17 protein-coding genes and 1 pseudogene are annotated in these 24,782 nt (G+C 66.6%); 4 read left to right on the top strand and 14 right to left on the bottom strand.

Annotated elements, in window-relative coordinates; genetic code table 11:
* Nucleotides 1-28: 28 nt before the first annotated feature.
* The 3 genes from F1C10_RS15795 to F1C10_RS15785 are packed head-to-tail and all read right to left on the bottom strand — an operon-like array spanning nt 29 to nt 6,009.
* Nucleotides 29-1,603, bottom strand: coding sequence for an efflux transporter outer membrane subunit (locus F1C10_RS15795; protein ID WP_185207655.1), 1,575 nt, complete (start codon nt 1,601-1,603; stop codon nt 29-31).
* Between the two features lie 5 nt (nt 1,604-1,608).
* Nucleotides 1,609-4,815 (bottom strand): efflux RND transporter permease subunit, encoded by a 3,207-nt coding sequence (locus F1C10_RS15790; RefSeq protein WP_185207653.1) that lies wholly within the window; start codon nt 4,813-4,815, stop codon nt 1,609-1,611.
* 6 nt (nt 4,816-4,821) lie between these two features.
* Nucleotides 4,822-6,009, bottom strand: a complete 1,188-nt coding sequence (locus F1C10_RS15785; RefSeq protein WP_185207651.1) for an efflux RND transporter periplasmic adaptor subunit — start codon at nt 6,007-6,009, stop codon at nt 4,822-4,824.
* A 164-nt stretch (nt 6,010-6,173) separates the two neighbouring features.
* Here F1C10_RS15785 and F1C10_RS15780 point away from each other — a divergent pair, with 164 nt between their 5' ends.
* Complete coding sequence (locus tag F1C10_RS15780) at nt 6,174-6,758, top strand: TetR/AcrR family transcriptional regulator (protein WP_185207649.1); 585 nt, start codon at nt 6,174-6,176, stop codon at nt 6,756-6,758.
* Here F1C10_RS15780 and F1C10_RS15775 read toward each other — a convergent pair.
* From F1C10_RS15775 to F1C10_RS15750, 6 genes are all read right to left on the bottom strand, one after another.
* Nucleotides 6,741-8,816, bottom strand: coding sequence for a TonB-dependent receptor (locus F1C10_RS15775; protein WP_258042977.1), 2,076 nt, complete (start codon nt 8,814-8,816; stop codon nt 6,741-6,743). The genes F1C10_RS15780 and F1C10_RS15775 overlap by 18 nt on opposite strands.
* Complete coding sequence (locus F1C10_RS15770; protein ID WP_185210298.1) at nt 8,813-10,201, bottom strand: trehalose-6-phosphate synthase; 1,389 nt, start codon at nt 10,199-10,201, stop codon at nt 8,813-8,815. The genes F1C10_RS15775 and F1C10_RS15770 overlap by 4 nt, the downstream gene beginning before the upstream one ends.
* On the bottom strand, nt 10,198-11,994 hold the full coding sequence (locus F1C10_RS15765; protein ID WP_185207647.1) for a glycoside hydrolase family 15 protein: 1,797 nt from the start codon (nt 11,992-11,994) through the stop codon (nt 10,198-10,200). Before F1C10_RS15765 ends, F1C10_RS15770 begins: the two co-directional genes overlap by 4 nt.
* The gene (gene otsB, locus F1C10_RS15760; RefSeq protein ID WP_185207645.1) at nt 11,991-12,722 is read right to left on the bottom strand and encodes a trehalose-phosphatase; all 732 of its coding nucleotides are present in this window, start codon (nt 12,720-12,722) and stop codon (nt 11,991-11,993) included. Before otsB ends, F1C10_RS15765 begins: the two co-directional genes overlap by 4 nt.
* Before the next feature lie 57 nt (nt 12,723-12,779).
* Nucleotides 12,780-13,775, bottom strand: coding sequence for a bile acid:sodium symporter family protein (locus tag F1C10_RS15755; protein ID WP_185207637.1), 996 nt, complete (start codon nt 13,773-13,775; stop codon nt 12,780-12,782).
* A gap of 542 nt (nt 13,776-14,317) precedes the next feature.
* Nucleotides 14,318-14,710 carry a hypothetical protein gene (locus F1C10_RS15750; protein WP_258042976.1) on the bottom strand — a complete coding sequence of 131 codons (393 nt, stop codon included), beginning with the start codon at nt 14,708-14,710 and terminating at the stop codon, nt 14,318-14,320.
* A 198-nt stretch (nt 14,711-14,908) separates the two neighbouring features.
* On the opposite strand from F1C10_RS15750, the gene F1C10_RS15745 reads away from it, so the two are divergent.
* The 3 genes and pseudogenes from F1C10_RS15745 (at nt 14,909) to F1C10_RS15730 (ending at nt 17,367) form a co-directional block, all read left to right on the top strand.
* Nucleotides 14,909-15,196: a DUF427 domain-containing protein gene (locus tag F1C10_RS15745; protein ID WP_374939356.1), complete on the top strand. Its 288-nt coding sequence runs from the start codon at nt 14,909-14,911 to the stop codon at nt 15,194-15,196.
* 255 nt (nt 15,197-15,451) lie between these two features.
* Nucleotides 15,452-16,357 (top strand): annotated as a pseudogene (locus F1C10_RS16790) (YihY/virulence factor BrkB family protein).
* The gene (locus F1C10_RS15730) at nt 16,354-17,367 is read left to right on the top strand and encodes an AI-2E family transporter (protein ID WP_185207629.1); all 1,014 of its coding nucleotides are present in this window, start codon (nt 16,354-16,356) and stop codon (nt 17,365-17,367) included. The pseudogene F1C10_RS16790 and the gene F1C10_RS15730 overlap by 4 nt, the downstream one beginning before the upstream one ends.
* Before the next feature lie 393 nt (nt 17,368-17,760).
* Here F1C10_RS15730 and F1C10_RS15725 read toward each other — a convergent pair whose 3' ends face one another.
* Genes F1C10_RS15725 through F1C10_RS15705 form a run of 5 tightly spaced genes read right to left on the bottom strand, consistent with a single transcriptional unit; the run spans nt 17,761 to nt 24,563 of the window.
* Nucleotides 17,761-18,456 (bottom strand): class I SAM-dependent methyltransferase, encoded by a 696-nt coding sequence (locus F1C10_RS15725; RefSeq protein ID WP_258042975.1) that lies wholly within the window; start codon nt 18,454-18,456, stop codon nt 17,761-17,763.
* Nucleotides 18,449-19,711, bottom strand: coding sequence for a DUF3526 domain-containing protein (locus F1C10_RS15720; protein ID WP_185207627.1), 1,263 nt, complete (start codon nt 19,709-19,711; stop codon nt 18,449-18,451). The genes F1C10_RS15725 and F1C10_RS15720 overlap by 8 nt, the downstream gene beginning before the upstream one ends.
* Nucleotides 19,708-21,147, bottom strand: coding sequence for a DUF3526 domain-containing protein (locus F1C10_RS15715; RefSeq protein ID WP_185207625.1), 1,440 nt, complete (start codon nt 21,145-21,147; stop codon nt 19,708-19,710). The genes F1C10_RS15720 and F1C10_RS15715 overlap by 4 nt, the downstream gene beginning before the upstream one ends.
* Complete coding sequence (locus F1C10_RS15710) at nt 21,144-21,890, bottom strand: ABC transporter ATP-binding protein (protein WP_185207623.1); 747 nt, start codon at nt 21,888-21,890, stop codon at nt 21,144-21,146. The genes F1C10_RS15715 and F1C10_RS15710 overlap by 4 nt, the downstream gene beginning before the upstream one ends.
* Nucleotides 21,891-21,896: 6 nt before the next feature.
* The gene (locus tag F1C10_RS15705; protein ID WP_219729766.1) at nt 21,897-24,563 is read right to left on the bottom strand and encodes a TonB-dependent siderophore receptor; all 2,667 of its coding nucleotides are present in this window, start codon (nt 24,561-24,563) and stop codon (nt 21,897-21,899) included.
* Nucleotides 24,564-24,782 lie beyond the last annotated feature (219 nt).

Below are 24,782 nucleotides of genomic sequence, written 5' to 3'. Positions count from 1 at the left end.
AATCGATTCGTTCCGGCGCGCAAGCCGGTCAGTTCAGCCCGCCGCCCAGCCTGGTGTAGAGTTGGACGAGGTTGGTGGCCCGCGCCTGACGCGTGGCGACGAGCTGTTGCTGCGCGGCATAGGCGACGCGCTGCGCGTCGAGCGCAACAAGGAACGAATCGACGCCGGCGCGATACCGCGCGTCGGACAGCCGCGCGGCGACGCGTGCCGCCTCCGCCCGCGCCGTCTGCGCCGACACCTGCTCCCCGATCGTGCCGCGCTGCGCGAGCGAATCCGCCACTTCGCGGAACGCCGTCTGGATCGCGCGTTCGTAGGTCGCCACCGCGACCTGCTGCGACGCGCGGGCATAGTCGAGGTTACCGGCACGACGGCCGCCGTCGAACAGCGGCAGGCCGATCGCCGGCGCGCCGGTGTAGGTGAAGCTGCCGCCGCCGAACAAACCCGACAGCGCGGTAGAGATCGTGCCGATCGTCGCGGTGAGCGAGATCGACGGGAAGAACGCGGCACGCGCAGCGCCGATGTTGGCGTTCTCCGCAATCAGCTGATGCTCCGCCTGCAACACGTCCGGGCGCCGCAGCAGTACGTCGGACGAGAGGTTGCCGGGCAGCGCATCGCGCGTCACCGGCTGGGCGCCGAGCGTCGCGGGCAGCTGATCGGCGGGGACGGTGGTGCCCGCCAGCAGGTTGAGCGCGTTCTGATCCTGCGCCACGCGCGTCTGCAGCGTCGCGATATCGTTGCGCGCGGCCTGATAGTTGGTTTCCGCCTGTCGCGCCTCCAGCTCCGAGGCGACCCCTATGCGGAATTGCGCGCGCGTCAGGTTGAGCGATTGCTCGAACGCCTTCAGCGTCTCGCGGCTGAGGCGCAGGAGCTCCTGGTCGGCGGCCATCGTCAGCCAGGCGGTGGCGACTTCCGAAATGAGGCTGATCCGCGCGGCGCGCTGCGCCTCTTCGGAGGCGAAATACTGTTCCTGCGCGGCGCGCGACAGGTTGCGGACGCGGCCGAACACATCGAGTTCGAACGCCGAAAAACCAGCGTTGACCGAGTAGAATTCGAGGTTCGACGACGTTGAGCCAACGCCCGATCCTGCCCCGACGCCAGTACCGCCGCCGGCACCGCCGCCAGTGCCGCCCCCGGTCCCGCCCCCCGTACCGACACCGGTTCCGCCCGTGCCCGTTCCCGTGCCGGTACCACCGCCGACACCGCCCGCCCCGGCGCCGCCGCCCGCTCCACCGGCTCCGCCGGCCGCACCGAAGACGTTGTTGGTATAGGTCGCCGATCCCGACAGCGTCGTCGTCGGCACCAGATCGGCGCGCTGCACGCGATATTGCGCGCGCGCCTGGAGCACGTTGCCCGCCGCGATGCGCAGATCGCGATTATTGGCGAGCGCGGTCTCGATCACCTGCCGCAGCCGCGGATCGAGGAAGAAATCGCGCCAGCCGATCTGCGTGACGTCGGGCGCGTCGGTCGCCGCGCGTGGATAGACGCCGCCCTCGGGCAGCGCGGGGGGCACGGCGCCGCCCGGCCGCTCGTACTTCGGTGCAAGGTTGCAACCGGCCAGCGCGGTCGCGGCGGCCAGCGCGATCAGGAAGGGGCGACGGGTCATGGCATTCAGGCTCCCTGCGGCGCGGGGCCGCGATCGTCGTCGCGGCTGCGATCGCGCAGCGGTTCGTAGTTGTTGACGGTCGTGCCCTCGCCATCGTCGTCATCGTGCTTGCCGTGGCCGAACAGCCGCGAGATCACGACGAAGAACATCGGCACGAGGAAGATCGCGAGCACCGTTGCCGACAACATGCCGCCCACCACCGCGCGGCCGATCGCATTCTGCCCGCCGGCGCCAGCACCGGTCGAAATCGCGAGCGGCAGCACGCCGAAGACGAACGCGAGGCTGGTCATCAGGATCGGACGCAGGCGGAGCTTCGCCGCTTCCACCGCCGCTTCGAACGGGCGCATGCCCTCCGCAATCCGCTCCTCCGCAAATTCGACGATCAGGATCGCGTTCTTCGCCGAGACGCCGATCGTGGTGATGAGGCCGACCTGGAGGTAGATGTCGTTGTTGAGGCCGGTCAGCATCGCTGCGAGCAGCGCGCCGACGACGCCCAGCGGCACCACCAGCAGCACGGAGATCGGCACCGACCAGCTTTCGTACAGGGCGGCAAGGCACAGGAAGACGATCAGCAATGACAGCGCGTAGAGCGCCGGCGCCTGGCCGCCGGACAAACGCTCCTCGTAGGAGAGGCCGGTCCATTCGAGCTGCGTGCCCGGCGGCAGCTTGGCGTGCATCTCCTCGATCGCCTCCATCGCCGCGCCCGTGCTGAGCCCCTGCCCCGGCGATCCTTGCAGCTGCATCGCCGGCTGGCCGTTGTAGCGGGTGAGCTGCACCGGCGCGTTGGCCCATTCGATCGTCGAGAAGGCGGTGAAGGGGACCATCTGGCCCGCATCGCCGCGGACATAGAAGGAGGCGAGATCCTCCGGACGCAATCGGTAGGGCTGATCGGCCTGCACATAGACGCGCTTCACACGGCCACGATCGATGAAGTCGTTGACGTACGATCCGCCCCAGGCGGTCGCGATCGTCGAATTGACGGCGCCAAGATCGAGCCCGAGCGCGCGCGCCTTATCCTGATCGACGTCAATCTTGAGCTGCGGCGCGTCCTCGAGGCTGAGCGGGCGAACCTGCGCGACGCGCTTGTCCTGACTCGCCATACCGAGCAGCATGTTGCGCGCCTGGACGAGCTTTTCGTGCCCGATACCCGCGGTGTCGACGAGCTGGACGTCGAAGCCCGTCGCGTTGCCGAGCTCCTGAACCGCCGGCGGCACCAGCGCGAAGATCATGCCGTCCTTGTACTGCGAGAAGACACCCATCGCGCGGCCGGCGATCGTCTGCGCCTTGTTCTCGGCGCCCTCGCGATCCTCCCACGGCTTCAGGCTGACGAAGGCAAGGCCCGCGTTCTGCCCCTGCCCGGCGAAGCTGAAGCCGTTGATCGTGAAGACCGACTGGACACCCGGCTCGGCTAGGAAATGGCTGCGGATGAGGTCGAGGCCCTTGTCGGTTCGCGCCGAGGTGGCGCCCGCCGGCCCCTGGACCAGCGCGATGACTGTTCCCTGATCCTCGTCGGGCAGGAACGCACTCGGCAGTCGTGCAAAGAGCAGCACCATGCCGCCAACGATCAGGACATAGACCAGCATCGAGCGCTTCCAGCTTCGCGCGGTGCGCTTGACGCCCTTCTCGTACTTCGCCGTCCCCTTCTCGAAGCTGCGGTTGAACCAGCGGAAGAAGCGCGCGAAGATGCCGTTGCCTTCGGGCTTTGTCTTGTCGTGGCGCTTCAGGATCGTCGCGCACAGGGCGGGCGTCAGGATCAGCGCGACCAATACCGACAGCACCATCGCCGACACGATCGTGATCGAGAACTGGCGATAGATCACGCCGGTCGAGCCGCCGAAGAACGCCATTGGCAGGAACACCGCCGACAGCACCAGCCCGATGCCGATCAGCGCGCCCGAGATTTCGTCCATCGACTTGCGCGCCGCGTCCTTGGGGCTGAGCCCCTCGTCGACGATCAGCCGCTCGACGTTCTCGACGACGACGATCGCGTCGTCGACGAGCAGGCCGATCGCCAGCACCATGCCGAACAGCGTCAGCGTGTTGATCGAATAGCCGGCGAGCGCCATCACGCCGAACGTACCGAGCAGGACGACGGGCACCGCGATCGTCGGGATGATCGTCGCGCGCCAGTTCTGCAGGAACAGGAACATGACGAGAAAGACGAGCACCACCGCCTCGACCAGCGTGTGGATCACCTGCTCCACAGACAGGCGGACGAACGGCGTGGTATCGTACGGATAGACGACCTTGACGTCCGACGGGAAGCCGCGCGCAATCTCCGCGGTGCGCGATTTCACCGCTTCAACGGTATCGAGCGCGTTGGCACCGGCAGCCAGGCGCACGCCGAAACCCGCGGCGGGCTTGCCGTTGTACTTGGCGTCGAAGCCGTAATTTTCCGCGCCAAGCTCAACCCGCGCGATGTCCGACAGGCGGACGACGGCGCCCCCCTGCGACGTCTTGAGGCGGATCGCACCGAACTCCTCGGGCGTCTGCAGCCGCGACTGAACCGATACCGTCGCGTTGAGCATCTGCTCCTTGGGCGCCGGCTGCGCGCCGATCTGGCCGGCGGAAACCTGCGCGTTCTGCGCCTGCACAGCCGCCGTCACGTCGGCGATCGTCAGCTGATAGCTGTTGAGCTTCAGCGGATCGACCCAGATGCGCATCGCATATTGCGAGCCGAACACCTGCAATTCGCCCACGCCGGTGACGCGGCTGACGGGGTCCTGCAACCGCGAGACGACCATGTCGGCAAGGTCGGTGCCGCTGTGCGATCCGTCGGTCGAGTAGAGACCCACCACGACGAGAAAGCTCGCCGCGGACTTCTGCACCTGCAGCCCCTGCTGCTGCACTTCCTGCGGCAGCAGCGGCGTCGCGGCCTGCAGCTTGTTCTGTACCTGCACCTGCGCGATGTCAGGATCGGTGCCCTGCTCGAACGTCAGCGTGATCGTGAGATTGCCCGACGACGACGACGAGGCGGAGAAATAGCGCAGATTGTCGATGCCGCGCAGCTGCTGCTCGATGATCTGCGTCGTGGTGCGCTCGAGCGTTTCCGCATCGGCGCCCGGGTAAATCGCGCTGATCGTCACCGCGGGCGGCGCGATTTCCGGAAACTGCGCGACCGGCAGCGAGCGAATGGCGAGGCCGCCCGCCAGCATCAGGACGATCGCGATCACCCATGCGAAGATGGGTCGATCGATGAAATAGCGTGCCATGACCGGTTACTTTGCCTGCGCGCCCTGCGGCCGGGCGCTCGCGGCTCCCGCCGCGGGCTTCGCGTTGGGGTTCCACGGGCTTGGCTGCACCGCCATGCCGGGGCGCAGCATGCCGCCGCCTCCCTCGACGATCACGCGGTCGCCGGGCTTCAGCCCTGCGGTGACGAGCCAATTGTCGCCGATCGTGCGCGACGTAGTCAGCACGCGCGGCTCCACCTTGTTGCCGCGCCCGACGACCATCGTCGTCGCGCGGCCCTGTTCATCGCGGCTGACCGCGCGCTGCGGCACTAGCAGCGCGTCGCCCTGCGTCCCTTCGACGAGTTCGGCGCGAACGTACATTCCCGGCAGCAACAGGCCGCGCGGGTTCTGGAAGATCGCGCGGATCGCCTGCGTGCCCGTTGCCGGATCGACGCTGACGTCGGTGAACTGCAGCGTGCCCTCGATCGGGTAGATCGAATTGTCCTCCAGCCGCAGCCTGACACGCGCGGCATTGCCGCCGCGCGACAGATCGCCGGCCGCGATCTGCTGGCGCAGCCGCAGCAGGTCCGCGCTCGATTGCGGCACGTCGACGTAGATCGGATCGAGCCGCTGGATCGTGGTGAGCGCGTTGGTTTGCCCCGCCGTCACCAGCGCGCCGGTGGTCGCATCGGCGCGCCCGATGCGGCCGGAGATCGGTGCGCGGATCGTGGTACGCCCAAGATCGATCTGCGCCGATCGCAGCGCCGCCTGCTGCGCGGCGACATCCGCCTGCGCCTGCTGCGCCGCCGTGATCGAATTGTCATATTCCTGGCGCGCGATCGCGTTAATCTTAACGAGCTCGCCGTAGCGCCGCTGCAGCGCCGCGCTCGAGGCGATCGCCGCACGCGCGCGCGCCAGCGATGCCCGCGCGCTCGCCACCGCGGTCACGTACGGCTGCGGATCGATACGATACAGTGCCTGGCCGCGCCCGACCTGATCGCCCTCGCGAAACAGCCGCTCGATGATCAGTCCGTTGACCTGCGGCCGTACTTCGGACGTCTCGTAGGGCATCGTCCGACCGGGCAGCGTCGTCGTCAGCGTTACCGCCTGCGGCTGCACCGTGACGAAACCGACCTGCGGCGGCCCGGCGGGTGGCTGCTGCGCCTGTTCGTTCTTCCCGCACGCGGCAACAGAGGCCAGCAGCAGCGCCGTGAGCGCGACCCTCTTGAATGACATTCGATTCTCTGTGATTATCGTGAGTGATCGTTCACTCACATATTTGCTGCTACTGCGAAGTGCAATAAGCGTCAAGCAGGCGTGTTCATTGGAGAGCAATCATCGACGACTGTTGTATTCCGCCGAGCGCGCGCGCCGAGCGGGCAAACGCCCGACGCGAGAAATTGATCCAAGTTGCGCGCGAAGCTTTTGCCGCCAATGGATTCCACGCGACCGGCATCGCGCAGATAGCCGACGCGTCCGGGATTCGAGTCGGCCAGATTTATCGCGATTTCGCCAACAAGGAAGCGATCGTCGCGGTGATCGTCGCGCGCGATCTCGAGGATTTCCTGTCGGAACAGGGACTGTGTGCGGCGGGCGCCAGTGGCGACACCGATGCGGTGCGCGCGTGGATCGCGCGGTTCGTCGCGTGCGAAAAGCCCGATGGCGGCCGGCTGATCGCCGAGATCATGGCAGAGGCGTCGCGCAACGCCCGGATTGGAGAGATCGTTCGCGACGTACACGACAGCATGGGGCGCGAGTTGGCGGCGGCGCTTCGCCTACTCGTTCCGTCGTCGGTGTCGCCCGAACGCTTCGCCTGCGTCGCCGAGATGATCCAGACGATTGCGATGGGCGTATTCCAGCGCCGCGTGACCGAACAGGAGCATCTGTCGATTGAGGTGATCGAAGCATTGATGGGCTGCATCAACGCGGCGATCGACCGCCTTCGCGACGAGGCGACCGAGCCCGCGTCAGCCGCGCAGGCGTAATCCGATCCACAGGGTGCGCGGTGTAGCGCGCTCGATGATGTCGGCACCGCTGATCCCCGCCTCGACCCGCTCACCGAAGAGGTTCTCGGCCCGCGCCTCGATGGCGATCGCCCGCGTCAATGGCAGCGCGAGATAGGTGTCGAGCGTCGTCGCCGGCGCGAGGCTGCGGGTGTTCTGATCGTCTTCGAACTGGCGCGCAACGTGGCGCAGCGTGGTCGACGCGGACAGCGCACCGCGGCGCCAGCCGAGCGTCGCCGACACCTGATCGCGCGGCGTCTGCGCCGGCCGCAGCCCGTCGAGCGGTGCGGCGGCGCCCGACGCGCGCACGCGCGGATCGACGTGGCTCCACGAGGCGATCGCGAAGACCGGCCCCGATTGCCACCGCGCATCGATCTCCACCCCGCGCGAGCGGATCGCGTCGAGACTGCGCCGCACGCGATAGACGCCCCCCGCCGCGACGAATCCAACGCCGGGGAAGGTTCCCGCACCGCGCCCGACAGTGACGTTGGCGATCGCATTGTCGAGCCGGTTCCAGAACAGCGTCGCGGCGAGCGAGAGGTTGGTCGCCGGGGTGATCGTGACGCCGCCGTCGACACCCCACAGTCGCTCAGGATCGAGCGCGGCGTTGGCCGCCGTCGCGTCTGCTCCCACGCGGAACGGCCGATAGAGTTCGTTCAGCGTCGGCAGCCGCCACCCGCGATAACCGCTCGCCCGCAGCGTTATCGCCTCGATGGGGGCATAGGCGACGCCTGCCCGCCCGGTCCATTCGGTGCCGCGACGCGTCGGAAAGGACAGATCGGTTAGCGGCGCGCCGGTCGCCAGCGTATATTCGTCGAGTGCGCCGTCGACGATCCGCCAGCGATCGACCCGCCCGCCCAGCGTCAGCGTGACGGTGCCCGTCTCGACGCTCGCGTCGGCGAAGAGACCCGCCGTCCGGCTACTGCCGTCCGCCAGCCGTCGCCGCGTCGGCGCGCCGGCGACATAGGTGTAATTCTCCTGCGTCCGCCCGCTGACGTCGCGCACATCGGCGCCGATGCGCAGCTCCCGCCCGGTGCCGACCGGCGGCACCAGCTCGACGCGCGCGCCGAGGCCTGTTGCCGGCGTGTTATACTGATCGAGCGTCTGCGTAGCGGCGGCGCGTCCGGCGGACACGCTGGCGAATTGCGAGGCAAAAGCGCGTGCCTGCACGTAAGCGAGCGCGGAGAAGCCCCAGCTGCCGCGTCCGACGAGGCGCAGGCTGGCGTCCGCCCCCTCGCTGCGGTTGCGTGTGAAGGCGGTGCCGCGGTCACGCGTATCGGTGAAGGCGCTGACATTGGCCTGCAGCTCGGTCTCGTCAGCGACGCGGATAACGCCGCGCAGCGCCGCCGATGCCTGCTCGTACGCCGCCGGGCGATCGGCGGGGCCGCGCTGTGCGGCGATTACCGGGGTGAAGCCGTCGCCGCGCGCGTAAGCAGCGGAGGCGGTGGCGAAACCGGCGGCTGCGACGAGCGCGCCCGACGCGCGCGCGTCCAATGAAATGCGGCTGCCATAGGCGACGCTGCCAAGCAAAGGTGTGCGATCGCGCGGATCGGCACTGTCGAGCTCGACCGTACCGGCAAGCGCGCCCGGCCCGAAATAGCCGCTGCCCCCGCCCCGCGTCACGCGGATATGCCCGATACGATCGGTGGCATAGGCGGGGAACGGCACCCAGCCGCCGAAGGGATCGGCCTGCGGCACGCCGTCGAGCACGAGCAGCGCGCGGCTCGACGCATTGCCGCCGATGCCGCGCAGCGAGATGCCCTGGCTGGTCGGATTGGCGGATCGTGAATCGGCGCGGCGAAACTGCTGCAAGCCGGCGACGTCGGCGAGAATACTCTCGAGCCGACCGCTGGCGTTGGCCTCGATCTGCGCAGCGTCGATCGTCACCACGTCCGCCGTGCGATCCCCGACCCGCTCGGCAAGCCCGCGGCCGGTGACCACGATGTCGGGGCCAGCAACCTGTGCCGAGGCGGGAACGGCGAGTATGGGAAGCGGGACCAGCATTAGCCCCAGCGCGGCGCGGTGTGGCAAGCGCGTCATGCGGCGGGTTCGTGCAGCGCGACCGCCGCCAGAACGTCGGTGAACCGCTTACGCCACCAGATCACGTCCTCGCCGCGCACGTTCTCAAACATCGGTTGCCACCGTGTGATCCGTTCCTCGCGTGGCATGGCGAGCGCCTGCTCGATCGCGTCAGCCATTTCGTCGGGGCTATAGGGATTGATCAGCAGCGCACGATCGAGCTGCGCCGCGGCGCCGGCGAAGCGCGACAGGATCAGCACGCCCGGATCCTCGGGATCCTGTGCGGCAACGAATTCCTTCGCGACGAGGTTCATGCCATCGCGCAGCGGGGTGACGAGCCCGATCTTGGCCGCGCGATAGACACCGGCAAGGACGCTGCGCGGCAGCCCGCGGTTGACATAGCGCAGTGGCACCCAATCGATCTCCGCATGCGCGCCGTTGATCCGCCCGGAAGCGGCGTCGAGCGCAGCACGAATGTCGACGTAGCTCTGCACGCTCGCACGCGATGGCGGCGCGACCTGTAGCATCGATACCCTGGCGCGCGCATCTGGCCGGGTTTCGAGGAACCGCTCGTAACCGTTGAATCGCTCTTCCAGCCCTTTCGAATAGTCCAACCGGTCGACCCCGACGATGAGCCGGCGCCCGTCGATGCTGTCGACCATGCGATCGTGCGTGCGCGTCGCCTCGGCGCTCGTCGCGCTGGCGATAAACTCCTTGGCGTCGATCCCGATCGGGCAGGCGATCGCGCGGATCGTGCGGCCGCCGACGGTGATGAGGTCGTCGGGTCCGATCGAGCCGCCCATCTCGCGCACGACATAGTCGTGGAACGTCTCGAGCCATTCGGCGGTCTGGAAGCCGACGACGTCATAGGCGAACAGCGCCTCGACCAGCCGGCGATGCTCGGGCAGTGCTGTTAGCAGCCGTGTCGGCGGCCAGGGAATGTGGAGAAAGAAGCCGAGGCGGTTGCGCAGCCCCTGCTGGCGCAGCAGCCAGCCGAGCGGGATCATGTGATAATCATGCACCCAGACGAGATCGTCGGGCTCGACATGCGGGCTGATGACGTCCGCGAACAACCGATTGACGCGTTCGTAGCCACCCTGAAAATCACGCTCGAACTCGGTCAGCCCGAGACGATAGTGGAATAGCGGCCAGAGCGTTCGATTGGCGTAACCGTCGTAATATTCCTCAACGTCCTGTTCGGGCAGATCGATCGTCGCCGAGGTGACGCCGTCGTACGTCTTGAACGCGAGTTCGCCCGTCTCGCCGGTCGCCCCCGACCAGCCGAACCAGATGCCGTCCGCCTCGCGCAGCGCGGCGGTGAGCGCCACCGCGAGCCCGCCCTGCGCGGTCGGCTGCTCCGCCGTCGGCGCGGAAACGCGGTTCGAGATGACGATCAGCCGGCTCACCGTATCGCGCTCCACGGCTTGCTCAGCAGCACCGCGCAGTTGATGACGCCGACGAGCGAGTAGGTCTGCGGGTAATTGCCCCACAATTCGCCGCTGACCGGATCAATGTCCTCCGATAGCAGCCCCGCCGGCGTGCAGCGCGCCAGCATCTCCTCGAACAACGCGCGGGCGTCGGCATCGCGCCCGGTGAAGTGCAGCGCCTCGATCAGCCAGAAGGTGCACACGTTGAACGCGGTGTGCGGCAGCCCGAAATCGTCCTCGGTCGCGTAGCGGAGCATGTGTGAGCCGCGTTGCAGCCCGCCCTCGACCGCGTCGAGCGTGCGGCGGAAGCGGGGGTCGTCGGGCGACAGGAATCGCAGATCGAGCAGTTGCAGCAGGCTGGCGTCGAGATCATCGCCGCCGAACGTTGCCGAGATACGCTGCGTTTCGGGGCGCCATGAGGCCGCCTCGATCCGCGCGCGCATGCGATCGGCGCGATCGCGCCAGAACGCTGCGCGGTCGGCAAGCCCGAGCGCCTCGGCCGCGTTCGACAGCCGATCGCATGCCGCCCAGCACATCGCCGCCGAATAGGTGTGGACGTGGCTCTTGGTGCGTAATTCCCACAGGCCGGCGTCGGATCGATCGTACTTCTCCCACGCGCGATCGCCGATCGGCTCGAGCGCCTTGAAATCGTCGACCCCCGCGACGCGCAGCAAGCGATGGTCGAAGAACGCCTGCGCGTTCGACAGGACGATCTGGCCGTAGGCGTCGTGCTGGATCTGCTCATACGCCTGGTTGCCGACGCGCACCGGCCCCATGCCGCGATACCCGCTGAGTGCGGGCGCCTCGCGTTCGACCAGCGTTGCCTCGCCGCCGACGCCGTAGAGCGGCTGGATGTGCCCGCCGGTCGCGTTATCGACGATGTTGCGCAGATATTCGAGATAGCCTTCGAGCACGTCGAGCGCACCGAGGCGGTTGAGCGCCTGCACGGTGTAATAGGCGTCGCGCACCCAGCAGTAGCGGTAATCCCAGTTGCGCTGCGATCCGGCGTGCTCCGGGATCGAGGTAGTGAGCGCGGCGACGATCGCGCCCGTCTCCTCGTGCTGGCAGAGCTTCAGCGTGATCGCCGAACGGATCACCGCTTCCTGCCACTCGTAGGGCGTGGCGAGGCCACGCACCCAGTAACGCCATTCGTCGCAGGTGCGATCGTGCATCGTGTCGAGCGCAGCGGCGATATCCTCCGAGAAGCTCTCGTCGGGCCCGAGGAAGAAGTGCAGCGGCCGCTCAACGCGGAACAGCCGCTCATCCTCGATCCAGCCGACCGGTGCGGTGGTGGAGAGGCGCATCACGCTGTCGTCGAGTAGGTAGCGGATATGGTTCGACCCACGCGTCGTCGTCGCCCCCCGCGAGCCCCATTGCACCGCCGGGCGCAGGCGGACGCGGATGCGCGGGCTGCCCGCGACGGGGCGCACGATGCGCACGAAGGCGACCGGGCGATACATCCGCCCGCTGCGCTTGAAGCGCGGGCAGAAGTCGATCACCTCGATCGCGTTGCCGTGCACGTCCTCGTGCCGGGTGACGAGGATCGGCGTGTTGCGGCGATAGGATTGCGTGGTCGACGCCAACTGGTCGATGTCGATCTCCCAGAAGCCGAACGCATTCTCGCCCGCGGGCGGCTTGTCGTCGAGCAGCGAGCAGAAGGCGGGATCGCCGTCGACGCGCGGCGTGCAGCCCCACACGAAACGGCCGGCGCGGTCGACCAGCGCGGAAACCTGGCAATTGCCGATCGGCCACAGATCGAGCGTAGCCGTCATGCCGCCTGCTCCAGCCACCGGCGCACCGCGGTGACATCGGCGAGGCGAGAGCGCGCCGCCGTTTCACGCTCAGCGCCGACCAGCACGCCCGCGCCGCCGTGCGCCGACGCCGCGACGAAGCCGGCCTCGTCGGTGACGTCGTCCCCTACGAAGACCGGCACCGCACCGCTGAACGGCGGTTGCGAGAGGAGCGCGGCGATGCCGCTGCCCTTGTCGTGCCCGCCGGCGCGCAGTTCGACCATCATCTTTCCTTCCTGCAGCATCAGGCCATCCTGCCCGGCGAAGGGAGCGACAACGGCGCGCGCCGCTGCGGCCCGCCCGGGCGCCATGCGATAGTGGATCGCCATGCCAAGCGTCTTAACCTCGATCACGATACCGCCCTCCCCTTCGAATGCGGCGCGTGCCGCCCGTTCGGCCGCGACCAGCGCCGCCGGCCGCGCCGGCGCGATCGCCCGGCCGCATAGGCGCAGCTCGGCACCGTGACTGCCGACGATCGCCAGATTCGGCACCCGGCCCGCCAGAAAACCGTCGAGCTGCGCCACCGATCGACCGCTGACCAAGGCGATACGGCCGGCAAAGGTTCCCGCGAGCCGCATCAGCAGCGCGGCCAGGCGATCGTCGAGCACGACCGCGTCGGGTCGATCGACGAGCTCGACGAGCGTGCCGTCGAAATCGAGCAGTAGCGCGTCACGGGCGGGGTTGAGCGGCGGTGGCGGCGGGAGCGACATGACGCTTCCTCTACCTTGATCGCGCCGCCGCGCCAGCGCGCTGACGATCGCGCCCGATCAGCTGGCCAGAACCGGTTCCTCGGGCGGGGTCGCCGGCGTGCCACGGGCATAGCGCTGCGCGATGACGGCGCAGGCGAGCAACTGCAGCTGGTGAAAGATCATCAGCGGCAGGATGATCGCGCCGACCTGCGCCGCCGGGAACAGCACGCCCGCCATCGGCACGCCCGAGGCGAGGCTCTTCTTCGACCCGCAGAAGACGATCGCGATTTCGTCCGCACGATCGAAGCCGAGCGCGCGCGCGACGCGCTGCGTGCCGACGAGTACGATCGCGAGAAGCAGCATGCAGAGGAGCGTCACGACGACCAGCTGCCACGCCGGCACGCGGCTCCACAGACCCTCGACCACCGCGGCGCTGAAGGCGGTATAGACGACGAGCAGGATCGAGCCGCGATCGACGAGCGACAGCACCGCCTTGTGCCGCTCGACCACGCGCGCGGTGAGCGGACGCGACAGGTGCCCGGCGACGAAGGGCAACAGCAGCTGGAGCGCGATCGCCTCCACCTGCCCGGCGGAGACCCCGCCGTTGGCGATCCCCATCAGGGCCGCGACGAGCAGCGGCGTCAGCGCGATACCGATCAGGTTCGATGCCGACGCACTGCACACCGCCGCGGGCACGTTACCGCGCGCCATCGACGTGAAGGCGATCGACGACTGAATGGTCGACGGCAGCAGCGTGAGGAATAGCAGCCCGGCGGCAAGCGCCGGCGCGACGAGGTAGGCCGAGGCGGCACTGAACCCGAGGCCGAGCAGCGGAAAGGCGCCGAACGTCATCGCGAAGACGAGCAGATGCAGCCGCCAGTTGGTCATCCCCGCGACGATCGCGTCGCGCGACAGTTTCGCGCCGTGAAGAAAGAACAGCAGCGCGATCGCCGCGCTCGTCACAACGTCGAACGCCGCCGCCACCCGCCCGCGGCACGGCAGGATCGATGCGAAGACTACGGTCGCGACGAGCAGCAGACTGTAGCGATCGATCCGTCTGACAAGGGCAAGCATGGGAAACTCCGCTAGAACGCGCGCCCTATCGTGCTACGCGCGCGCTGCGTACCCCTGTCGAATGCAGGAATATGGCCCAGAGCGCGACAGAACTGGAAGTGGGGGGCACGAGCTTCGGCAACCGTTGGACCGCCCGCCGTAACGCGTTGGCGCTACCGCTGATGTCGCGGGCTCGACGTCGAAAAGGGCAACGCATCACCTGCCGGAATCCACTGCAGGAAAACGCCTCTTCACAACGTCTGGCGTGAAGCCGATTGCGTTTAATCGAGCCTCAGCTCATCCGCGGCCTCATGAGCCGCTCCTATCTCGCGGCGTTTCGATGCGAATAAGCCCCACCGGCCTGCGTTCTGCCGATCACAACGCTTCGCCAAGATGATTGCGCTGCCACATGCAGCCATTCAGTCTCGCTGAAGCACATTCCAACTTCGGCCATTCGTTATCTGACAGATGCACCACCTAGAACCAGCACAGCGATCGGTCGCCAAATCAGAATGTATTAGTTGTGCAGGTTTGTCGGACTGAGCCGGCGGTACGGAGGTGCCCTAATTAAGCTTCGGCATAGTACCGGTCTTAAACTCGATACGTATGGCGACAAACGGCGCTGCGCCACGATTCGTGACGGCGTGCAATCCCTCCGGCTCACCTCTTACAGCCTGCGACCTTGCAAAAGCAGGGGCATCAAAACGCGTCATTTCGACGAGCTTTCCATTAATCAGCCTGTACGTGATGTAAGTGATCGGCTGGGGCTGTTCGAAATACATCACGCTCGGCCAACGATGGTCGTGAACGGGTTCGGCCACGCCGGGCGGGACCTCGACACGCAATACGCGAATCTTTTCATCCTCGAGCAGGACGCGGTGACTATTTGGCGCAGCGGCAACTGCGTCGAAGCTCGCAGGAGCAGCCTGAAACGCGAGCAGCAGTATTCCGATCACCGCGTTCCCCACTTTTCTTGGGCCAGACTGTCATCGATCCAACGCAGGGGCAACTTGAAAGCACGCAATCCGCAACGAACCACAATGGGTCGTTCGCCGCATTCATCGCGCTTCCCAAAATCGGAGGTCCGTTCACCGGCTTGTTGTGGCTTGGCGAGAGCCAGGCGCGGTCCAACTTGCCGGATCAGCGTTAGGAGAATGATCGTGGTCGAAGCCCGATGGAACGGTTCAGTGATTGCCCAGAGCAACGATACTGTGATAGTGGAAGGCAACCACTATTTTCCTGCCAACAGCGTCGACCCTGCGGTTCTTCAGCCAAGCAGCACTACCACCATCTGCCCTTGGAAAGGGACGGCCCGCTACTACAACTTGCACGTGAGCGGTGCCACAAACCAAGACGCTGCGTGGTACTACCCCGATCCCAAGGCAGCGGCCGAAGAAATTCGCGGCCGCATAGCGTTTTGGAAGGGCGTCGCGGTAGTCTAGCTGCAATAACCGCCAGCAACGGCCCCGCCCTGGCGACGATCCCCGCAAACGGGCAAGCACCACGCTGGCGGCGCTGATGACCGCCGCCCGGAACCAAATCCTTCGTGCAACGCAACGTACGCGGCAGCCGATGCGGGCGTTTGAGATCGTCCGGCCCGTATTCCTATTTTTGCCGGTAATGTCACCGAAGTCGCAGATGATCGTTACGGTTCGTCACCGGTCCACGGCGGTTGGGATCGATCGAGGTGCGGCGGGATGGCATGGGCCACTGACAGAGCCACAGGCAAGCGCGCGCTTGGGGCGACGACACTATTCTTACGGTGGACGGCGCTTTCGTATCGCACAGTGCGCGGCGGGCTGAGCGACGACTTCGGTATCGCGGCCAGTTCGATCGCCTTTGCCGCCTTTCTTGCGATCGTCCCGCTGGTGGGGCTGATCGCGGGGGCCTATGGCTTTTTCGTGCCAGCCGCGACGGTCGCGCACAATCTGTCGACCCTGACCGCAATCATGCCGATCGACGCGCGGTCGATCGTCGAGCGGGGATTGCGAAACAGCGTCGCCACCGATCGCACCTCGGTGGCGACGCTGCTTGTCTCGATCGGCATAGCATTGTTCAGCGCGCGCCGCGCCGGACGATCCCTGCTGCACGGGATCAACCTTGCTTATCGGATCGAGCGTGAGCGGCGCGGGCTGAAGCGACAACTCGCCTCAACCGCCCTTGTGCTCGGTTGCGCAGCGCTCGTTTTGACAGCCCTCGTGTCGTTGTCGATCCTGACGTTCCTGCAAAGCTATGTGCCTGACGGTCTGCCTGGCGCGCAGCTCGTCTCCGCGGTCACCCTGTTCGGTTCGCTAACGCTTGGCGCGGGCGCGGGGTTGATCCTGATCTATCGTTAAGCCCCTGCTGCCGAAGCGCCGATCGCATGGCGCGACGCCTTGCCGGGCACCATCGCCGGCGTGGCTATATGGCTCGTCGCGACGCTGCTGTTCCGCACCTATGTCGCGCATGTCGCGCGGTTCGATGACACCTATGGCTCGCTCGCAGCCGTTGTGGTGTTGATGCTTTGGCTGATGGTGTCCGCCTGGGCGTTGCTTCTCGGCGCGCGTCTTAATGCCGAAGCAATCGCCGATGCCGGCATCCACATTAGGGAGCTGAGCGAATGACGGAAGTGTCTGTGCAGGACCGCTATCGCAACCGCATGTTGACCATCATCGCCGCGATCTTGCTGGTCGCGGCGCTGCAGGCGGGGTTCGCGATCATCATGCCGATCGCCTTCGCCGCGATCATCGTGGCGGCCTTGTGGCCACTCAAACGCTGGCTCGGGCGCTTCATGCCGTCCTGGCTGGCCTATACGCTGACGCTGCTGTCGCTGATCGCGATCCTCGCCGCCTTCGCCGCGTCGGTGTACCTGTCGATCGGGCAGGTGATCGGTGTGATGTCGGCACAGTGGGCGGGGCTTGAGAAGGCCTACGCGCGGATTGCTGCGTGGGCGGCCGACCACGGGGTGCCGATTGCGGGAACGGTCAACCGGCAGCGCATCGTGGCAATGCTGCAGATGCTGGCAAGCGGTGCCTACGCCTTCGTCACCTATGTCGGCTTCATCGGCCTTGTCGTTATGCTGGGCCTGCCCGAAGTCCCCCGGTTGCGGCGGCGGCTGTACGAGATGTTCGAAGGCGGTGCCCGTCGCGACATGCTGGAGGTCGGCGAAGAGATTTCGGGCCAGGTGCGTCGCTATCTCGGCACGACGCTCGCGACCAGCATTCTGACCGGCGTGGCCTCGGCCTTGTGGTCGTGGATCACCGGGCTCGAACTGGCGCTGGTTTGGGGGATCCTGAACTTTCTGCTCAACTTCGTGCCGGTGATCGGCAATATCGTCGGAATAGTACCGCCGGTGCTCTTCGCCTTCGTCCAGTTCGGGGGATGGCAGATGCCCGCATTGGTATTCGTCGGCTTCGTCATCCTGCAGATGACGATCAGCAACGTGATCTACCCGCTGTTGCAGGGCAAGCAGCTGTCTCTGTCACCGCTGGCAATCATCGTCGCTATGACGTTCTGGAGCTGGGTGTGGGGCATCGCCGGCGCGCTGATCGCCGTACCTCTCACGGCCGCGATCGTTATCATCTGCGGCCAATTCGATCGTAGCCGATGGATCGCAAACCTATTGTCCGCATAGGTTCTGCTCGCCGAGCGGTAGAAGCCGTATAACCCAAAGCCGGACATTCACCCGACCTTTTACGCTGCCCGATATCTGCCGCTCGTTCACGTGAGCAGGCTGACCGCTTTAGCGAGCGCTACCAGAACCTCGGAACGGTTAAGATCGGGAGCTTTTCTGTGCGACAGCTATCCGAAGCCAAGACGGAAGCTGGTATCTCTGCCTCTACCCTCCCGACAATCGGCCGATATGCAGTCCAGCGCCCGGCATTGAGGGCGAGGCATCATCACCCGCAGATGCATCACTATGGTGCCGATCCTCGGGCGCTATTTGGCAAAAGATCTTGAGGAATGGGGCGGCACCGTTGCTCAGCCGTGGCTAGCGGAACTGGTGGATCACATCCTGACCTGCGTATTAGCTCCTTGCCGTCCAGCCGCGCCATGTGAACGCGGCATAGAACATCTCGACGTCGCTGAAGCCGGCAGCGCGCAGGCACTCCTCATCCTCCTGCGGCGTCAGCAGCACCAGACTGGCGGACATCGCGGCCCGCGCTTGCTCGACCTGCGCCGGATCGGCACCGGAGGCAACTGCGTAGGCGGCATATCGGGCGAGCCATCGGGCACGAGCCGGCTCCTCCTGCGGGAAGCTCGAATGCGCCACCACCAGCGGTGCGCCCGGCTTCATGCGCCGGTGCATCTCGCTGAGCGTTCGTACGCGATCCTCGCGGCCTAGGAAGTGCAGCGTCAGCAGGCAGGTCGCGGCGTCGAACGGGCCAGGCGGTGCATCGTCGATATAGCCCTGCACCAGGTCTGCACGCCAGGCGTCCGGTCCCATCGCCTCTCGCGCCAAGTCGAGCATCGGGCCTGCTGGGTCGACACCGGTGAAGCGCCAGCCGGGCTGCGCCTCCGCCAGCGCCTTGAGCTCGAGCCCGCCGCCCGCGCCGAGCACCAGCACGTGCGCGTTCGCCGGTGCATGCTCGGAAAGCAGGATCGACGTCATGCGATGCACCGCCTCCATACCCGGCATGAAGCGCGGCGGTCCTTCGGCGTAGCGGGTGACGCGCTCGCGGTCTGCGAACATCTCAAGAAATGCCTGATTGCCGTCAGCCACGTATCGTCTCCTCGAATTGCGGCGCGAAGCCGAAGTCGGCTTTTCCGAATGGGCGATCGCGAAAGAGATAGCCGTAGTAGAAGGTCCGCAGCCGCTGGTGAAAGGCGCGGATCCGATCCTGATAGGCGAGTTGTGCTTCGAGATCCGTTTCCGCAAGCCGCGTCAGCAGCGCCTGCATGCCAACGGAAGGCAGAACCCAGCCGAGCGCGCGTGCCGTCGCGTCGCGCCGTTCCAATGCGGCGCGATAGACGCGCACCTTCCGCGCCACGCTCTCGTCGCCGTTCTGGTGGAAGGCGAGATACCATTTGTAGTGGAACGCGGGCCCCAATGGCGCGGAATCGGCCCAGCGCGGGTGGTTGGCGTAGAAGCGGCGCATGGTCTGCTCGCGCGGGATGTCCCACGCGTGGTTCACCTGCTCGCGCTGCGCCAAAGCGATCTCGGCACCCTGACTGACCGGAACCGCCCGGTTGATGACCACATTGGCAAGCGTCGGAGCGAAGAGCACCAGCACAAGCCAGCAGGCGGCAAGCGTCGCGGCGTTGGCGACCGAGCTCCAGCGCAGGCGTCCGACCAGCGCCGCCAGTCCGATCCAGAACAGTAGATAGGCGGCCATCCCGAACAGAATCAGCAGGATCGCCGTCGCACCTACCCCGGACATGATTGCCGCGACGGTGAACGGCACCGCCAGCACCGCCCAGAGCAGTGTCAGGCGAAGCAGGGTACGCCTCCGCATCAAGCTGGCGCCGCCGCGCGGCAGCGCCGCCAACGTGCGCAGGCGCCCCGCCTCGCGCTCGCCCGAGACGAGATCGTGGCACAGCGCGATCACGAACAGCGGCGCGAGAAACACCAGCACGAAGGCGAAGTCGAACCGGCCGGGCAGCGCCAGTTCGGGGTTGAATGTGTCGCCATCGTAGATCTGCGCTTCCAGCCCCAGCGCACGGACACGCAGGATGTAGGGAGACACGTCGCGCATGCCGAGTGCCGCGAAAGCGAGCGAGGATGGTGCGTCCCAGGTGGGGTGGAAGCTGTAATAGGCCGCGCTGCCGGCATCCTTGGTGCGATCGACATAGTCCGCCACCGACGCGATGTCCTCCGCCTGTGCGGTCGGGATGGCGGCTATGGCGGCGCGCTGGCGCGATACCTCGGCCATGCCCGCCACCACGGCGGCAACCGAGAGGACCGCCAGCAGCGCCAGCGCGATCACCGTCAACCGGGCGCGCAGCAGCAGGCGCAGTTCGTGCAGCCAGAGGTTCATCGGCTTTCTCCCAGTCGGCGTGAGGCGCGGGCGAGCAGCAGGCCGGCAACGGCCAGCCAGGCAACCACGATGGCGAGGCCCGGCAAGGCACCTGCGGCAAGCGCGGTCCCGCTCGGCGCGCTATAGGTGAAATCGGGCATCTTCCCCCAACTCGCGGCCGAAACGCGCTTGCGCCGGTCGGCCCCTGCGTCCTCGGCGACATCGTCGGCATAGCTGACCGCCTCCGCCTGCATCCGGTTGAGGCGCTGGACGAGCGCATAGCGATACGCCTCCGCCTGTTCGAGAAAGCGGCGATGGCCGGCGAAGTCGGTCCCGGCCGCTGCCATCGACAGCGAGCGCAGCGCGATCGTCGGACTCAACACGCCGACCGCGTTGACGAGACCGTTCTGCTTGTTCTGCGCCGCGTAGCTGCGCCCGGCATAGCGATCGAACAGTTCGGAGGTGAGCCGCTCGCCCTCCATGCCGACCAGACCCTTGTAGTTGAGCGGGAGGTCCTCGATCCGGGTGACGCCGTAGCGCTTCAGCACCGACTGCTTGAACGCAGCGAAATGCGGATCGTCGGGATTGTGACTGTCCCCCATTCGCCTGAGGTCCCGCGCGATCGCCACATCGGTCTGCATCCGGTTTTGGAGCGGCACCACGGCGCTCACCACGTCCGGTGCGACGCGGGGGAGGAGCACCACCGCCACCGCCCAAAGCGCAACCAGCGCCAGCAGGGCGTCCCGGCTGCGTCGAACCAGCGCGGAGACGAGGACGATCACCACCACCCAGAGCGCAAGGTAAGCGGCGTAACCGAGCGCGATCGCCGTCATCGGCATCACCAGCGCGCCCGGTTGTCCGGCGATAGCCACGAAGCCGATCATTGCCGGCAGTCCGGCGAGCAGCGCGACCGCGCCCAGCGCCAGCAGCTTGCCGCGTACCACCTGCCCGCGCGCGGCACCCTGCAGCATCAGCAGCCGCATGGTGCCGCGCTCCGTCTCCCGTGCGAGCGCGCCATATCCGAGGAAAATGAGCAACAGCGGCGCGACCACCTGAAGCACGAAGGCGGGCGTCAATTGCCCGAACCGGACCAGCAGCGAGCTTTGCCGCACGTCGCCGAAATTCGCGGTATTCTGCCGATGTCCTTCCAGGAACATGCTGCTGCCGGTGAAGGCGTCGACGCCGGGGTCGAAGGCGGCCAGGGGCCCGAGCGGGCGGAAGATGAATTGGCCGTAGTGGACCACGCGGTGCGGGTGGCGATCGGGCTGGGCGTCGAAGGCGTGCTCCGCCTCATGCTGATGTCGGGCGCGCAGGTCGGCGTTGCTGCGCTGGTGCGACCATGAGCTGAGTACCGCAACCAGCGTCAGCAGCGCCAACAGCCCGAAGGCGATCACGGCTACCCGGTTGCGCACCATCAGTCGCAGTTCGTCGCGGGCGATGAGGCGGGTGACGCTCATGCTGCGAGTCGCCCCGTCGCCACAGCGAAACGGGCGTGGAGCGCACGCACGTCGAACCGTTCTGCGCCGCTCGCCTCCACCTCCTCCACGATGCGGCCGGCCTCGAGGAAGCCGATCCGGTCGGCCACGTCTTCGGCGGAGAGCAGGTCGTGCGTCACCATCAGAACCGCCGTGCCGCGATCCCGGACCGTTCGGACAAGCGCGTTGAAGTCGGCCGTGGCACGCGGATCAAGCCCGGACGTGGGCTCGTCGAGCAGCAGGACGGGTACCTCGCGCAGCAACGCGACGGCGATCGCCACCTTCTGCCGCATGCCCTTCGAGAAGCCACCGAGCCGCTGGTCCCAGGCGCGCTCCTGCAGCCCTGCAGCGGCGAGCGCGTCGGTGATCACACGGCGATCCTTACGCTCATCGGACAGCGCGAGGAGATAGTCGGCATTCTCGACGGCAGTCAGATGCTCATAGAGCGCAACGTTTTCGGGAAGATAGGCAATGCGCCGGCGCGCTGCATCGGGATCGGCGCCGGGATCCACGCCCGCGACCATGATCGTACCTCCTTGCGCGCGCACGAAACCGAGCAGCGCGGCAAGCGTGGTCGACTTGCCCGCGCCGTTGCCACCGAGCAGCGCGGTGATGCTGGCTTCAGGTACGCGCAATGACAGGCCGTCGAGCACGCGGTGCGCGCCATAGCCGAGCGTCAGGCCCTCCATTAGGATCGACGGGGATACGTTCTGAGTCATGCTCATCCTTACTTAAAAATTCAGGCCCGCCCGGATGAAAACCGAGCGTCCGTTGAAGCCGAAGGGCGAGATCGCATTGTACGGCTGAGTTCCGGCGTTGTCGGACCCGTTGGTACCGGCCGCGACGCTGGCCACGGTCGAAGCGATGTTCTCGGCCGGGTAGACATCGAACAGGTTCTGCGTGCCCGCACTCAACCGCACGGCCTGCGTCGCCTGCCAGGACAACTCCACGTCCGTCAGCAGCCTGGCGCCGAAGGTCTGGATGATGTCGGAGTTGGTGGTGCTGCCAGCCGAGGGAACGAGCCGCGTGTCGAAGCCCGGCACCAGCACCGCCACCTGGGCGGGGGTCCTGTTCTGGATCGCTACGGTCGATACCTTGCCGTAGCGCGTGTTGGTAACGGAGAGCGTGAACGGCCCGCGCGCATAGTTAAGGTCGAGCGTCACCTTCTCGCGCGGTTGGCTGTCCGAGAAGCGGAGCTGTTGGGTGACATCGAACAGCGGCGTCGTGATGCCAAGCGCCGCGATCGGCGCGGGTGTGCCTGCGATACGATCGAACTTGGTCTTGTTGTAATTGCCCGCGAGCGTGCCGGTGAACCGGCTGCCGTCGCCGAAGCTGCGGCGATAGTTCATCACCAGATCGACGCCCCGGGTGTTCGTGTCGACGGCGTTGGTGAGAAATGACAGTGCGGCAAATCCGGACTGCCCGTTGGCGGCCAGGAAGTTGGTCAGCCGCGTGTCCTGGAAGGTCGAGAAAATCGCGATGCGGTCGCGCACCTTGATCCGATAGGCATCGAGCGTGAACGTCAGCCCGCCGGCTGCGAAGACAGTTCCGACCGAAATGTTGTCCGACTTTTCCGGCTTCAAGTCGGTTGCCCCTGCAAGGCGTGCGGCAGGCGTGTCGACTGCCGCGACGCGGACAATCGCCTGAGTGCCGTTCAGGATCAGTGTGTTGGATGCATTGAAGCCCGCCTGCGCGAGCGCGGGGGCACGGAAGCCGGTGTTGTACGATCCGCGCAGCGCCCAGGTGCCGATCAGGCCGAGCCGGCCGGCGACCTTGAAGTTGGTGGTGTCGCCGAAGTCGGAATAATGCTCTTGCCGCACCGCGCCCGAGACAAGCAGTCGTGCGAACAGCTCTTTCTCGGCCTCGCCGTAGGCGGCATAGCTGCGCCGGTTCAGCGAAGCGCGATCGTCCGGGCCGTTACTTGGTCCGGGCTGCGACCCCACGATGGCGGGCCTGCCGGCGTTCGGGCCATCGAGGATTGGCACGCCACCGTTGCGGTATCCGTCCGGCGAACCGGTGAAGAGCCGATAGTTCTCCTGCCGGTATTCCAGGCCGAAAGCGAGCCGCAGCGGACTCCCGTCGCCGACCGAAATCGCACGGGTGAGATCGAGGTTGCTGGTCCATTGGTAGAAGTCGCTGCCATTGCGATAGAAGCGGCTCGGCGATGCCGCCCCCAGTGAGACGTTGACGCTGTTCACGTAGGTTAGGTCCTGCGTGCTGACGCCGTAGACGCTCGACAGGTCCCATCCGAACCCCATGAGGTCGCTGCCGCGCACGCCGACGGCGGTCGAGAAGTTCTCGATGCGGGTTTCGAGACCGGGGCTGTAGCCGTCGGGATAAAGAGCACGGACGTTCTCGTCCTGGCCGGCGCGGCGGAAGAGATATCGGATGTCGCCGTCGATCCGATTGTAGCCGCCGAACGAGTAGATCTCGACGTCGCCAGGCGCGGCCGCAACGAAGTTATAGAAGATCTGCTTGTTGGTGTTTGGCTGGTCGCCCTGCTGAAAGACGTTGCGGTTGAAATCGGCTTCACGCGGGTCGAGCGTGCCGTTCGACGGAGTAAGCCCCACGCCCGAGCCGAAATTGCCCGACGGCAGCACCGGACGCCCGGCCGCGTTGGTGCCGAAATACTGCTGGCGGGTGTCGGGCCGCGCACGATTGGTGCCGCCGCGATCCTGGTACGCTGCGGTCATGCGAAACACGCCATTGGCGCCGACCGGCACGCCAACTGAAGCACTGGCTTCATAAGTAGCGCCGTCGCCCTTGGTCGTGGTCAGATACGTGGCCTGGGCTCGCGATCCGACCGATCGATCCAGGAACATGTTGATCACGCCGGAGATCGCATCCGAGCCATATTGCGCCGCCGCACCGTCACGCAGAACCTCGATACGGGATAGCGCAAGCGACGGGATCGCGTTGAAGTCGATCGCCACATCCCCCCGACCAATGCCGTTGCTGGAGTTGAGATCGGAAGCGGTATGACGGCGCTTGCCGTTGATGAGGACCAGCAGCTCGCCAGGCCCGAGGCCGCGCAGCGAGGGCGGCTGCAGAAAATCCCCGATGCCCGAAGCCAACGGACGCGGTGAGCTGAAGCTGGGTACTTGGACCTTGAGCATCTGGATCAGGTCGACCCGACCGCTCTGCTGGAGTTCCTCCTGCGAAATCGAGTCAACGGGCGTTGCCGAGCCGATGCGCGTCCGTCCGCCAAACCGGCTACCCGTCACAACGATGTCACCGCCGCCGCTCGGCTCCACAGCGGCTTGCGCTTCTGAGGTCGGGTCATTCTTCCGCTCGGCTAGCGCAACAATGCTGCTTTGCGCCTGGCTCGGAACCGCGCCCGCCAGGCTCGCAGTAAAGCACACCGCAGCTACCCCCAGCCGCGCCGCCGAAACGTTCAATGTGCTTTCCCCTTCGAATGCCACGACCGCACATCACCATTGAACAATATGCGATGATACATTGTATCATGCCTCATCTAGGAACGAGGATCAAGCCCACCTTCACAGCCGTTGATCACCATCGCAGGCAGCAGCTCAGCGAGACCGCGCTAGCAAGTGAAACGGAGTGTCGCAGCGGCATGGTAAGCGATCGGCGGCGGTCGCCGCCCGTGCACGCCG

It is taken from the genome of Sphingomonas sp. NBWT7 (genome assembly GCF_014217605.1).
GTDB lineage: Bacteria > Pseudomonadota > Alphaproteobacteria > Sphingomonadales > Sphingomonadaceae > Sphingomonas.
The sequence above is the reverse complement of the archived record's forward strand: the minus strand, read 5'-3'. Positions and strand labels throughout refer to the sequence as shown.